This window comes from Paenarthrobacter sp. NPDC056912, assembly GCF_042786555.1.
Classification (GTDB): domain Bacteria; phylum Actinomycetota; class Actinomycetes; order Actinomycetales; family Micrococcaceae; genus Arthrobacter.
Window position 1 is genome coordinate 170516 of record NZ_JBHUCD010000007.1, and the last position, 12573, is coordinate 183088.

Sequence of the window (12573 nt, forward strand, 5' to 3'; positions counted from 1 at the left end):
GGCTCCTATCGGATGGGGTCGTGGACGGTGACGAGCTTGGTGCCGTCAGGGAAGGTGGCTTCGATCTGGACGTCGTGGATCATCTCCGGGACGCCTTCCATCACGTCTTCCCGGCGAAGCAAGGTGGTTCCGTAGCTCATGAGTTCGGCGACTGTTCGGCCGTCGCGGGCGCCTTCGATGAGCTCGTAGCTGATGATTGCCACGGCTTCCGGATAGTTCAACTTGAGGCCGCGCCCTTGGCGGCGCCGGGCAAGATCGGCAGCCACCACGATCATGAGTTTCTCCTGCTCACGGGGCAAAAGGTGCATCGATTCTCCTAGCGTCCGGGCACGGCTGTGACAGTTGTGACCAGCGTAGGGAGCGGAAGTTTCGGCAACGTTTCCATGGCGTCACAGGCGGGGGTCGGAATCACCCGAATTGACCTCAACTTAAGTTGAGGTCCTAGCATCGGTCAGGTGTGCGCCCGCAAAGCGGCGCCATCCCGCCCCAGTAACACCAGAGGTGTATGAATGACCCACCCCCAATCCCTGCCCGCGCCCGTCGGCGAGCTTTTCAGGGCTGCGTTCCGCGCCCACCCAGCGGGAGTCGCCATTGTGACTGCATCCGGGCCCGAGGGAGCGGTGGGGCTGACGGCATCCTCCGTTGCATCAGTGGCGGTGGATCCAGCGACGCTCGCATTCTCTGTGACCGGCGGCCGCTCCGCTTCCTTCATTGCGGCCGCGCAGACAATCGTGGTGCACCTGATAGGCGCCGATCAGCTGGACATGGCGCGGACTTTCGCGGACCCCACCGCGCCACGCTTCACCGAAAGCATGGACTGGGAGTTGCTGCCCACCGGTGAGCCACTCCTCAGGGAGGCCCAGTGGGCGCTGCGCTGCGAAATCGTCCATCGGGCATCCTTGGGTGGCTCGGCGCTGCTGGCAGCGAAGGTTCTGGATATCCGGTCCAATCCGTCCAGCTCAGCTCCGCTGGTTTATCACAACCGCGAGTTCCATACGCTCTTCCAAGGCGTGCCTGCCGTGGCCTAGTGGTTTGCGCCGGCAGTCGCCTAGAGCCTCGAGGATGACTGCGAGTACTGCTGCATCAGGTCCACGAAGACCTGGCGGTTGGTTTCGAATGCCACTACGGCGTGGTGCAGGATTTCCTGCTTTTCATCATCCGAGAACTCTGCCTCGTCCAGGTGGCTGCGGTAGGCGTCCTTGTAGGGTTTGATCTTCCCGATGCCGTCGAAGGCGTAGAAGTTCAATCCTTCCGGGCCGAGGCCGTAGTGCCGCTGAACAAGCGCGGAGATGATCTGCCCGCCGGAAAGATCGCCCAGGTAGCGGACATAGTGGTGGGCCATGAGGTAGGTGGCTGAAGCCGGCCCGAGCGCAGCTAGCTCGTCGGCGTACGCCGTCGCACCGGGCGTCACGTGCAGTTCACCCGAGGCGAGCTGCTGCTCCCAGTCGTCGCCGTAGTGCACAGCCAGATCCTGCTCCAGCGCCTGGACCCTCATGAGGGCCGGGTCGGCGAAGGCCTCGAGCCGTGGATCCTTGTTGGCCTCCAGGGCTGTTTCCAGGGCCCGGTAGATGACAAGGTTCTGCAGCAGCATGGCGCCCACCTGGCTCGCGTCCATCCGACCGGCCAGCAACTCCGTGACAAAACCAGCCTGTTCGGCATGCTCATGTGCGGCCACCGTATGGTTCTTGAGCTCCTCGGAAAAGGGGTTCATGGGGGTACTCCAGTCATCAATCGAAGTGGACCAAAAGGCCGTTTGATGACACTCTGTCACACGACTTGTATTAGGTAAAGCTTTTGTGCCCTAATGCGAAATACGCGGTCTACAAAAACGCCTAGCTGTTGCGCCCCCGCGCCGCCACAGCCCATCTGTCCACCACGGAACCTCCCCGCACTACGGTGACCTCGTCCACCAGGTTCATGGCCAGGCAGACGTGGTTCGGGATCACCCGGAGCCGGGTGCCAAGCGGCGGAAGCTCCGACGAGTCCGGCCACACAACCGTGGCGTGGTGTTCGGACAGCGCAGTGACTCTGGCCTCCGGGAACTCAGGAAGCCGGGCGTACCCCGTAGCCCAATCCGGGCGGTCGCTGCCCAGGATCTTGCTGCCGGCGTCCACCACCACACGGCGCACGTTTCCGCCGTTGGCCTCGTGCCGGCTGACCACGGTAGCTGCGACGGTCAAGGCGATGTCGTCCCAGGTGCACCGTTCAAGTTCCAACTGCTGGGCATCCCCGAAAACGTAGACGCCGGGGCGCAGTTCCGAGGCCATTGTTTCCCCGGAGATCAAAGCAGTGGGCGTGGAACCCCCGCTGATGGTGTGCACCTCAAAACCCGCAGACGTCAACGCCTGCGCAGCGAGTCCCAGGGCTTCGTTTTCGTTGCTGGCCGCACCCGTGGGCATACCGGGCTTGTAGCTGTGCCCCGGGAACGTAAAGACGCCCGCCACGTTCAACCCGGCCGAGGCAGCCGCGCGGGCAACTTCCACCACTTCCTCCGGCAGCACACCGCTTCGGTGGTGCCCGCTGTCCACCTCGATGAGCACCTCAATGCTCGCCGCATCCGCGCCGAGCTGGCGACCCATCGCCGTCGCGCCTTCCGCCGAATCCACGCCCACCGCAAGACGGCAGGTGGCGGCCAGTGCCCGCAGGCGTTCAGCGTGACGTGCTTCCACCCACAACGGGTAGGCAATGAAAATGTCGTTCACCCCGTCCGCTGCGAAAACCTCAGCCTCGCCGATGGTGGCTACGGTGATCCCCACAGCTCCAGCGGACAACTGCTTGCGCGCTATCTCCAACGTCTTGTGTGTCTTCACGTGCGGGCGGAGCTTGAGCCCACGGCTGAGCGTGCTGGACGCCATCCCTTCAATGTTCCGGTCAAGGATGTCAACGTCGATCAGGACGGCTGGCGTAACAACTTCGGCAGGGATCACATGGCTCACCCTTAGACAGTAACGCCCTACGGCGCGGACTGCCTGACGCGCAGCGCATAGGCGGCCCGGGGCTGCTGCACGCTACCGATGCTGCCCTTGCCTTCGATCCGTTCAATGAGGAGTTCGACGGCGCGCTCCGCGATTTCCGCACGCCCCGGCGCCACCGTGGTCAACGACGGCGACGCGAACCGCGCCTCGTCGATGTCGTCAAAGCCCGCCACGGCAACGTCCTCCGGGACTTTCTTGCCGCGGACCAGAAGCTCGTGGAGCGCACCCAGGGCAAGGGCATCGTTGAGGCCAAAAACGGCGTCAAAAGCCACACCGCTGTCCAGCAATCGCGCGGTGGCGTCAGCCCCGCCGTCGCGCCTCCAGTCGCAGCCGACCACCAGCGCCGGGTCATACTCAACACCGGCGGCAGCGAGCGCAGCCTTGTACCCGCTCAACCGCAGGCCGTTGCTGCCGGTGGTGTCGCCGTCGACCGCGCCAAGGACGGCTATACGACGGCGTCCGCCCGCGAGCAGGTGCGTGGTGACCGCGGCGGCGGCCTCGTGGTTCTTGATGAGGACCATATCCAGCCGCGGATCCTCCACGAACTCACCCAGGAGGACCAACGGTTTGTTGCCCGCCGCGGTGATGATGTCCCCGGCGTCGAGGGCCAGCGGGATGAAAAGGAGTCCGTCGGTGAGGCTGCGGAACTGGCCTTGCAGGGCTGCCCGTTCGTGGCCGGCCTCGTTGCCGGACTGCTCCACGAGGACCCGGTAGCCCCGCTCCCATGCAGCCTTCATGATCTCCGAAGCCAGCTCAGCGTAATAGGGGACCGAAAGGTCCGCCAGGACCAGGCCGATCATGCTCGTCTTGCCCGAACGCAGGCTGCGGGCCGTCAGGTTGGTCTCGTAACCGAGCTCGTCGATGGCATCAAGGACGCGTTGCTTGGTGGTTGGCCGGATGAACTCGTAGTTGTTGATGACGTTCGAAACTGTCTTCAACGAGACCCCGGCCGCGCGCGCGACGTCGTTCATGGTGACGGCCATCAAGGTGCTCCTTCGGTTGCGGTTGGGATACATCGTTGCAGATCGGGCCCACCGGCTCCTTACATGTCGGGCAGGCGTAGTGTGAAGAGTAGGAGATTCCGCGCGGCGGGCTGGTTCGGGATTGACGTTCGGGGTTGCGCACGAATACGAGTGCTCGGCCGCTAGCTGGAGTCCACGCTTTGGCGTTAGGGAATGAGGCCGCATGGCCCCGCACGACGCACTACCTACAGCGGAACAACTGCAGGACCTGCTCCTGGAAAGTTCGGGCTTCACCGAGTTTCTTTTAGGCCTGACCACCATTTCAGCGGCCCTGCTGGGCGGGGACCGGCCCATGCTCTGCGCCATCACGGTGGAGCAGGCATCCGGTCCGTCCACAGTAGCCAGCAGTACTGACGCCGCCCGCCGCCTGGACGAGAAACAGTACGAGTTCGACGACGGTCCATGCCTGACTGCCTTGCGGCAGCAACGCACGGTGCTCATCGCCGATCTACACACCAATGATCGGTGGAGCCACTATGCCCGGGTGATCCAACCCGAAGGTATCCGGACCATCCTCGCCGTCCCCATCGGTACGGACAACGGGTCAAGGGCGGCGCTGAATTGCTACTCGACGTTCATCGACGCTTTCGATCCGGCCACTGTGGAGTCCATCGAGAGGCACGCCGTTGCCCTGTCCAAGACCTTGCGGCTGGCTCTCCGTTTGCACGCTCCGGACCCCTATCCGCAGGATTTGAGGACCGCTTTGGCATCCCGGGCCGTGGTTGACGCGGCGATCTCCTTGGTGATGATTCAAAACAGCTGCAACCGAGAAACGGCTCTAAAGCTCATTCATTTGGCTTCCCGTGACAGCAACAGGCGGATTCACGCGATCGCTGAAGATATCCTGAAACAGGCCGGAGGCGGGAAGCAGGACGACGGGGGAACGCGATGACCGGACGGCAACATCTGACACGTACGGGCAGCGTCAACCACCGATCGCACCCCGGAGCCCGGGACAATGCCGAATTCGTCGCGCAGCTGCAGGACCTCTTGGTGGAGAGCGCGGATATCCCTGACTTCCTGCCGGAGCTCGTCACAGCGACTGCCTCCCGGTTTAGCGCGATGGGCAGCCCCGTGGCGTGCGGAGCCACCGTCATCAGCAACAAGAAACTTCTGGCCGCGGCGAGCAGCAGCCCCCTTGCCAAGAAGCTTGACGACATCCAGTACAGGTACGGCGACGGTCCAGGCCTTGCAGCGGCCCGGACCCGCGCAACCATCCATGTACCTGATGTTCATACTGAACGGCGCTGGCCGGATTACGTGCGTGCCGCCGAGGCCACGAAGGCCCGCTCCATCCTGGCCCTTCCGTTGGACTTAGGACCGTCCGCTGATGGCGTGATGACGTTGTACTCAACGCATGACCACGCGTACTTCGACAGGGACATTTTGGCGGCGCGGCAGGTCACGGGTGTTGCGTCCAAGGCGCTGCAGCTGGCCCTGAAGATGGCCCAGTTGCGTGACACCAGGGATGACATGGCAGCTGCCTTGGAATCCCGCACCACGATCGACACCGCGGTGGGAATGATCATGGCTCAGAACCGGTGCAGCCGTGACGAGGCTTTCCAGATCCTGGTCAAGGCATCCAACCATCGCAACATCAAGTTGAGGACAGTTGCGGCAGGCGTCATTGCGGGCGTTGCCGGCGACCACAGGATCAGAACGTCCTTCGACGACTAAGGGCTCGAACCTTTTCCAGCGCCTCACAGGCAGCGGAAAGGACTACGCTGGAACTACCACAAGAGATTCTGAGCGATCCACAGTATTCCCCGGACGGCCGCCCGCCCGGAACGGCCGGAGGCACTACCCATGATCAACAAGCTTCCTCTGGATGAGTTGTCTACGGCGATCGGCCGGATCCTGGGGCTCCTCCTGACCGAAGAAAAAGTGGACCACGCTGTCCAGCGGCTTTCCCAGGCCGTCAAGGAGTCTATTCCCGGAACGCTCGGGGCAGGGGTATCCATCCTTGATGCACAGGCTCGCCGAACAAGCACAGGCCATACGGATGCCGTGGTGGAGCAGGCGGACACCATCCAGTACGAGCTGGGCCAAGGACCCTGCCTTACAGCCTGGGCCGCTGAAGAAACCGTGCTCGTTGACGATGTCGGCGCGGACAGCCGTTGGCCTGAATGGAGTGCCGCGGTCAGGTCATTGCCCATCAAATCGGTCATCAGCGCACCTTTGATCGCTGACGGTCACAGCATCGGTGCCATGAAGGTCTATGCAGCCCGTCCCTTCGCGTACGGCCCCGACGACTCCGCCTTGATGGAACTCTTCGCGTCCCCCGCCGCAACCCTGCTCTCCCACATCCAGAGCGCGGAGACACCCCGACGCATCAGCGAGGGACTCCAGTCCGCCCTCTACGGACGGGACCTGGTGAGCCGTGCCTGCGGAATCCTGATGGAACGCCACAAGGTCACTCCGGAGCGTGCCTTGCAGTTGCTGATGAAGGACGCTCGCGATCAGCAGCGCACCCTGCAGGACGTCAGCGCGCAGCTCGTAGCCGGAACACCGGCCGACCCGAACTAGGCGGCAGGACATGGGCTTCGACATCAACGAACCCGAGCAACGCCGGAGACTCCAAACGGCGCTCGATGCCGCGCGGATCAACACCGGCAACCTGTGGCTCTACTACTTCAGCATCGGCGGGTCCGTTGGCGAATATGAAGTGGAGGCCTACCTGCAGGGCATGCTGTCCATTCCCGAACTGGAACGTGATTTGTTGGCCATGGCAGCCAACGAGCTCCTGAACAATCATTCGGGCGGGCCACGTGCGCCGTTCTCGGACGAGCTTCCGGGCAACGACTCACGTGACCCGGAAGCCCATGATGACGACCCCTCCCCGTCCTAGCCGTCACACATCGCACATCCCCCTGCAACGCCCCCGCAACATCAATGCGCAATGCTGAGGTCCACAGACAGCGAGCCAGCTGAGGGGAGCAGACATGACCATCGCAAACAGGGATCTTTTCCAAGCGTTGAAAACACAAGCCAGCCTGGCACAGGCATTCGGCACCCTGCCGGGGACCGCAGAGGAGCCGCACGCGCTGAGTCCCGGCGACTACATCGAGGCGTGGCACAACGGGCGCCTCTACCACCGGGGCACCGTGGTCAAGACGGTTGGAGGCACCGAGTTGTTCTGGCTCCGGGACGAAACCGGCACCAGGCGGCTCCTGGACATGGAGTCCATGGAGATCGTGACCACGGAAGCTCCGGCGCCGGCACTGCCGACACCGGAGCCCACCGCCACCGTCACGCCCATCTCCATCTATCCGATGTTCCAGGACGGTTCGCAGGCGATTGCCTAGGACTCGAGCGACAAACGGATCATGGTCCAGCTCACGGCCGGGAGCCCGGCGGTGAGCCGGGCGCCGTCGAGCTTTGCCGTGACGTTTTCGGACGGCAGGACCGAGGTCGAATCGTCAGCTGTCGCCTGCCAGTACGGGTCCTTGTTCGTGTAGGTCACCGCCTCGACAATGCGCGCGGCACCCAAACTTCCGACGGCGGCATCGAGCGTGAGTGCCTGCGTCGCCGAGCGGTTCACGGCGAACACCACGGCTTCCTTGGCTTCGGCATCATGGGTGGCCACGGCAGACAGTGACGTGTAGCCACCCTCCAACTCCGGCGACTCGACTGCGAGGTTCAGCACTGTCCCCGAGGCGTGACGCGACGTGAGCGCGAACGGGTGGAAGGTGGTCTGCTTCCACGAACGCCCGCCCGGCTCGGTCATGATCGGGGCGATGACGTTGACCAACTGCGCGAGGCTCGCTGCATGGACCCGGTCCGTGTTGCGCAGCAGCGTGATGAGCAAATCTCCCACCAGTACGGCATCCGCCACCGTGTAGCGGTCCTCCAGCAGCACTGGAGCCACCGGCCAATCGTCACCCGTGGGGACCTTGGATTCGTCCCGCGATGCGTGCCAAACGTTCCACTCGTCGAACGAGATGTTGACCTGCTTTTTGGACTTGGTGGCCGATTTCACGTGGTCGATGTGGGACACCAGGTCCTTGATGAAGCCCTCCATCCGATGCCCGGCGGACAGGTGTTCCTGCAGGTCGCCGTGGTCCTCGAAGTATTGGTGCGCGGAGATCAGGTCAACGAGTTCGTAGGTTTCGTTGAGGACCACGCGCTCCCATTCGCCGAACGTGGGCATGCTGGGGGCCGAGCTGCCACAAGCCACCAGTTCCAGGTCCGGATTGACCATCCTCATGGCCCGGGCCGTTTCAGCCGCCACACGCACGTATTCGCCGGCTTTCTTGTGGCCGATCTGCCAGAAGCCGTCCATCTCGTTTCCGAGGCACCACATCTTGATGTTGTGGGGTTCGACGGCGCCATTGGACTTGCGCTGTTCGGACAGGGCGGTCCCGCCCTTGATGTTGGAGTACTCCAGCAGATCCAGGGCTTCCTGCGTGCCTCTCGTGCCCAGGTTGACGGCCATCATGGGTTCGACTCCGACTTTCTCGGACCATTTGGCGAACTCATCCACCCCCACCAGGTTGGGGTCGGTGGAGTGCCAAGCGAGGTCGAGTCGTGTTGGGCGCTCTTCCACGGGGCCAACGCCGTCTTCCCAGCGATACCCGGAGACGAAGTTGCCGCCAGGATAGCGGACCGTGGATACGCCCAGTTCCTTGGTGAGTTCAATGACGTCGGTGCGGAATCCGTCCTCGTCGGCCTTGGGATGCTCCGGCTCGAAGATACCCGTGTACACGCAGCGGCCCAGATGTTCAACGAAAGCGCCGAACGTCCTCCGCCGGACAGGCCCCACGACGAACGCGGGATCGACGGTGATGTGGGCGGTGGGGGTTGATTGGTTTCCCAAGAGCGGGTTCCTTGTCTGCTGGTTTCTGCGCTGGTTTACAACGTTGTAGAAACCATGCTGGCCGGAGGCAGGGGGTGGAGTCAAGTGGTTTCTTCGGCGGGGCCGGTCGGACCCGCCCTCTTCGTCGCCTAGGCTGATCCCATGTCACCCGGCATCGTTGCAGCCGCCTACTCTGCCCGCGCAGCCGAGTACACCTCGCTTTTGGGATCCATGGAGAGCACCCACCCTGCCGACCGGGAGCTCGTCCGCTCGTGGGCACCGGGATTGTCCGGAAAAGTCATCGATGCCGGTTGTGGGCCGGGGCAGTGGACCAACTTCCTGCATTCTCTCGGAGTCGAGGTTGAGGGCGTCGACTTTGTCCCTGAGTTCATAGAGACCGCCGGGCAGCTCCATCCAGACGTGGCTTTCACCTTGGGAACTCTTGAACGGCTGCCGACGCCGGATCAATCGCTGGCAGGGATCCTCGCTTGGTACTCGGTGATTCACACCCACCCAAAGGACATCGACCGGGTTTTGGGTGAGTTCGCCCGCTGCGTCAAACCTGACGGCAGCCTCTTGCTGGGCTTCTTCGAGGGCGCCTCCGTTGAAGAATTCCCCCATGCTGTGGCCCCGGCTTGGTTCTGGCCCATTGCGGAGATGAGGACACGTCTTCTGGGAGCGGGCTTCGAAGTGGTGGACACATACTCGCGTGCCGACCCCGGCGTCCGCCCACACGCGGCGATCGTTGCCCGGCGCATGGAACATTGACACCCGACCTTCCCCCTTCGGGCAACCAACTACCTAAGGGGCTTGTAGTCCCATAACTCCAGTTCGTCCCAATACGAGGGAAACCCCATGTCCCTTCAGAGGAGAGTCCCGGACCGTTGGGAGATTTGAGCTTGGTTATAGTGCGCAGGGCGCGAGGCCAGTTCGATTGTCGGTCGATACGCGGACCTAAGTAGGCAATAGGCCACGCAGCCCAATCTCCGGGCACACAAAAAATCCCCCGGAACCGCGTGGTTCCGGGGGACATGGAGGGTGGGCCCTGTGGGGATCGAACCCACGACCCACGGATTAAAAGTCCGATGCTCTACCAACTGAGCTAAAGGCCCTCCAGCTGTTGAAACAGCCATGAATACTGTACCCCAACGTCAAGGCAGTCGAGGAACCCAAGGCCGCGTGCGCCGTCGCGACCTTCTTTGAGGAAAGTTCGACGGCGACGCGCGGCAGCGGCGGCGTGTCGGGCCGGCTGCGGCGGCAAAGTGGGTCGTGGCGGCACGGCCCCAGCATGGGCGCGGCCCCGCCAACCGTTACTCGACCCCACCAAAGCACAGGAGTACGGTGAACTCATGAGCGAACAGCCAGGACCACGCGCATACGGCGGAGCAAACAGGCACCACAAGCCCAAGCCCTTCGCGCCCATCGATTTCGAACCGTTCGCCGGCGGGGCAGACCCCGCGCGCGTTTCCGAGGCCGCCCACCTCGCAGCCCAGGCCTTGGTCCGGCGGGGCCGCGACAGTGACGACCCCAAAGTCACCCACCGACTGGTGAAGCTGGCCGATGAGCAAGGCCTCGAAGCCATCGCCGAGATGTGGGCCGAAAGCCCCGCCCGGTCCCTGCCCGGCGCGCTGTGGAGGCTCTACGCCCTCCGCGCCGCCACCATCCAGAACCCCGAGCGGATCTCCGTCTACTTCCGGGCCGGTCGCGATACCGCCCAGGTTTCCAACGTCGTCGCTGGCGTAGCTGAGCCGCCGGGGGCCGAGGAAATGAAGACCATGGCAGACGCCATTTTGTCCGGCGCTTTCGACGGCGAGTTCGACGTCGCGCTGGAACGTTCCGCCGCTTTCTGCCGCGTGGTGGCGCTCGGCCAGGCGACCCTCGCCGACGGTGCGGAGCATAGCAACGAGGGCCACGCCAGCAAGCTGACCCGCAACTCCCACCAGCTGGTCAAGACCGCCGAGGACCTTGAGCACGCAGCCAATGCCTGGCGCTTGGGAGAGCTGGACTAGGGCGTAAAACCCCGGAATCTACCCACGTTGGGCCCGGACTGTCAATGTTGACTTAGGCCGCCCAACGGTGAAAACTGAAACTGGTGTCGAACCGCGAAACCCCCGGGCTTCAACTTATAGCCGCTTCGAGCGGCCTACCGCCGAGAGGCGTATCCGGTTCGGCACCATTTTTATGCCCGGACGCACTTTGCCCGGACCAGCACTGGCGCAGGCCCGGGCAAAGTGCAGGGTGAACTACTTCAGCGTGACCGTGGTTTCGGCTTCTTCGCGCTTGTCGTGGTCCAAGGAGCCGGCAGCGTTTTGCGGCGTCAGGGTTGCCTTGACCTCCGCTTCCTTGCCTGCGGTGTAGGCGAAGTTCTCGGCAATGTTGAATGATTCGCCTGGAGCCAGCACGAATGGTGCATCCTCCTTGAGCTTGGTGCCGGAGCTGCTCAGGCCGTGCTTCTTGTAACCGTCGCTGCTGGAGTCGGACGGCATGCCGCCAAGGTACTTCCAGTCCGTGTACTTGGCATTCGGCGTGATCAGCGAGTGGCTCAGTGGGATTTCGGCCGATGACGTGTTGGTGACCACGTAGTTCACGTACACCACGGGTGCGCCCTTCTTGAGCAGGTTCTCCTTGGTTTCCTTGTCCACGAACATGCTGTCCTTGGACGCCACGTCGGTGGCTACCTGGTAAATGTCAACGCTGAAGCTGTCGCCCTTGATGGTGCCTAGCTTGTCTCCCTTGTCCGTGATCGCGAGTGCCCAGGCGGCGGCCTTGTAGGAGCCCGAGGAGGCCCCTGCCGCGTCGGAGGAAGCCGGAGACGCCGACGGCGATGCCGAGGCAGTCGAGGTGGAGGACGACGGCGATGCCGAACCACCCGTCGTCGAGCTCGCCGTGGTGGCGCCGCAGGCGGTCAGGGCCAGCAATCCCGCAGCGGCCAGGCCGGTGATCTTCACTACATTGTTGATGCGCATAATTCCCCCATTGATTGGATTAATTCGAGTCCTGCCAAGTGTTGCATGGTCTTCGCCGGCGTCGCGATGGGGACAACTCCCCGCAACGTTCCCGCATGCTTCCCCGCCGCCGTCGTGGGACCGGTAAAGTTGGCAACGAAACGGGCAGCGTCAAGTCAAGCCGTCCGCCGCCCATCCGTCCCCAGCCCGGAAGCGACATGAAGCTGCGCCTTTTCCCCCAGGAACCTGCCGGGCTCGTACTGCTCGCTCAGATGGCCGGCGTCATTGTGGCTGCCACCGGAACCCTCTCGGAAATCCTCGGCGCACAGGCCAGCGAGCACCAGCGCCTCGCCGAAGAACTGCACGAGCACGAGTCCAAATCCTTGGACCTGCATTTCGCGCTCCTGACGCACATGCGCACCAGCTTCGTGAACCCGCTTCCCCGCGAGGACATGTACACGCTGTCCCGCCACCTCAACGAGGCCATGGAGAAGCTGGATGCCGCCGGTGAGCTGGTGGCCCTCTACAAGCTGGAGCGGCTGCCCAAGCGCGCGGCCGACCAACTGGAAATCATCAGCCGCCAGGCCGAACTCACTGTGAACGCCATGCGGAAACTTGAGGACCTGGACGAGCTTGAGGACTACTGGATCGAAATCCTGAGGCTTGCCAAACGGGCGGAGCGGTCGCATCGCATCTGGGTGGCCGAGATGCTCAAGGACATGAAATCCACGCAGTACGCGCGGCACCGGGACATCGCCAACCAGCTGGTTGATGTCACCAAGGACATGCGGAAGGTCGCCACCCAGGTAGGCAGCATCATCGTCAAGGAATCATGA

General features: G+C 63.4%; 15 protein-coding genes and 1 tRNA gene. 9 read left to right on the forward strand and 7 right to left on the reverse strand.

The features are described from left to right. Nucleotides 1–5: 5 nt before the first annotated feature. Entirely contained in the window at nucleotides 6–308 is a 303-nt protein-coding gene (locus ACFRJ9_RS10135; RefSeq protein ID WP_377667068.1) for an urease subunit gamma, read from the reverse strand. A 201-nt stretch (nucleotides 309–509) separates the two neighbouring features. On the opposite strand from ACFRJ9_RS10135, the gene ACFRJ9_RS10140 reads away from it, so the two are divergent. Next, nucleotides 510–1028: a flavin reductase family protein gene (locus ACFRJ9_RS10140; RefSeq protein ID WP_377667070.1), complete on the forward strand. Its 519-nt coding sequence runs from the start codon at nucleotides 510–512 to the stop codon at nucleotides 1026–1028. A 20-nt stretch (nucleotides 1029–1048) separates the two neighbouring features. On the opposite strand, the gene ACFRJ9_RS10145 is transcribed toward ACFRJ9_RS10140, so the two are convergent. From ACFRJ9_RS10145 to ACFRJ9_RS10155, 3 genes are all read right to left on the reverse strand, one after another. Continuing rightward, complete coding sequence (locus tag ACFRJ9_RS10145) at nucleotides 1049–1711, reverse strand: heme oxygenase (biliverdin-producing) (protein ID WP_377667072.1); 663 nt, start codon at nucleotides 1709–1711, stop codon at nucleotides 1049–1051. 121 nt (nucleotides 1712–1832) lie between these two features. After that, entirely contained in the window at nucleotides 1833–2936 is a 1104-nt protein-coding gene (locus tag ACFRJ9_RS10150) for a D-TA family PLP-dependent enzyme (protein WP_377667075.1), read from the reverse strand. A gap of 17 nt (nucleotides 2937–2953) precedes the next feature. Beyond that, on the reverse strand, nucleotides 2954–3958 hold the full coding sequence (locus ACFRJ9_RS10155) for a LacI family DNA-binding transcriptional regulator (protein WP_377667077.1): 1005 nt from the start codon (nucleotides 3956–3958) through the stop codon (nucleotides 2954–2956). Nucleotides 3959–4160: 202 nt separating this feature from the next. On the opposite strand from ACFRJ9_RS10155, the gene ACFRJ9_RS10160 reads away from it, so the two are divergent. From ACFRJ9_RS10160 to ACFRJ9_RS10180, 5 genes are all read left to right on the forward strand, one after another. Beyond that, nucleotides 4161–4889, forward strand: a complete 729-nt coding sequence (locus ACFRJ9_RS10160; RefSeq protein WP_377667080.1) for a GAF and ANTAR domain-containing protein — start codon at nucleotides 4161–4163, stop codon at nucleotides 4887–4889. Next, nucleotides 4886–5674, forward strand: a complete 789-nt coding sequence (locus ACFRJ9_RS10165; protein ID WP_377667082.1) for a GAF and ANTAR domain-containing protein — start codon at nucleotides 4886–4888, stop codon at nucleotides 5672–5674. Before ACFRJ9_RS10160 ends, ACFRJ9_RS10165 begins: the two co-directional genes overlap by 4 nt. A gap of 129 nt (nucleotides 5675–5803) precedes the next feature. Continuing rightward, nucleotides 5804–6523, forward strand: a complete 720-nt coding sequence (locus ACFRJ9_RS10170; protein ID WP_377667083.1) for a GAF and ANTAR domain-containing protein — start codon at nucleotides 5804–5806, stop codon at nucleotides 6521–6523. A 10-nt stretch (nucleotides 6524–6533) separates the two neighbouring features. Further along, complete coding sequence (locus ACFRJ9_RS10175; RefSeq protein ID WP_377667085.1) at nucleotides 6534–6845, forward strand: hypothetical protein; 312 nt, start codon at nucleotides 6534–6536, stop codon at nucleotides 6843–6845. Nucleotides 6846–6939: 94 nt separating this feature from the next. Continuing rightward, nucleotides 6940–7302 (forward strand): hypothetical protein, encoded by a 363-nt coding sequence (locus tag ACFRJ9_RS10180; RefSeq protein ID WP_377667088.1) that lies wholly within the window; start codon nucleotides 6940–6942, stop codon nucleotides 7300–7302. Here ACFRJ9_RS10180 and ACFRJ9_RS10185 read toward each other — a convergent pair. Then, nucleotides 7299–8813 carry an alpha-N-arabinofuranosidase gene (locus tag ACFRJ9_RS10185; RefSeq protein WP_377667091.1) on the reverse strand — a complete coding sequence of 505 codons (1515 nt, stop codon included), beginning with the start codon at nucleotides 8811–8813 and terminating at the stop codon, nucleotides 7299–7301. The two genes, ACFRJ9_RS10180 and ACFRJ9_RS10185, sit on opposite strands and share 4 nt — an antisense overlap. Nucleotides 8814–8954: 141 nt before the next feature. On the opposite strand from ACFRJ9_RS10185, the gene ACFRJ9_RS10190 reads away from it, so the two are divergent. After that, nucleotides 8955–9560, forward strand: a complete 606-nt coding sequence (locus ACFRJ9_RS10190) for a class I SAM-dependent methyltransferase (RefSeq protein ID WP_377667094.1) — start codon at nucleotides 8955–8957, stop codon at nucleotides 9558–9560. Between the two features lie 271 nt (nucleotides 9561–9831). Here the strand turns inward: ACFRJ9_RS10190 and ACFRJ9_RS10195 are convergent. Beyond that, nucleotides 9832–9904: transfer RNA gene (locus ACFRJ9_RS10195), tRNA-Lys, on the reverse strand. A 237-nt stretch (nucleotides 9905–10141) separates the two neighbouring features. Between ACFRJ9_RS10195 and ACFRJ9_RS10200 the strand changes: the two genes are divergently transcribed. Further along, a complete protein-coding gene (locus ACFRJ9_RS10200) occupies nucleotides 10142–10801 on the forward strand; it encodes a hypothetical protein (protein ID WP_377667096.1) in 660 nt (219 codons plus the stop codon). Between the two features lie 234 nt (nucleotides 10802–11035). Here the strand turns inward: ACFRJ9_RS10200 and ACFRJ9_RS10205 are convergent, their stop codons facing one another. After that, the gene (locus ACFRJ9_RS10205; RefSeq protein ID WP_377667098.1) at nucleotides 11036–11758 is read right to left on the reverse strand and encodes a hypothetical protein; all 723 of its coding nucleotides are present in this window, start codon (nucleotides 11756–11758) and stop codon (nucleotides 11036–11038) included. 197 nt (nucleotides 11759–11955) lie between these two features. On the opposite strand from ACFRJ9_RS10205, the gene ACFRJ9_RS10210 reads away from it, so the two are divergent. Continuing rightward, complete coding sequence (locus ACFRJ9_RS10210; RefSeq protein ID WP_377667100.1) at nucleotides 11956–12573, forward strand: DUF47 domain-containing protein; 618 nt, start codon at nucleotides 11956–11958, stop codon at nucleotides 12571–12573.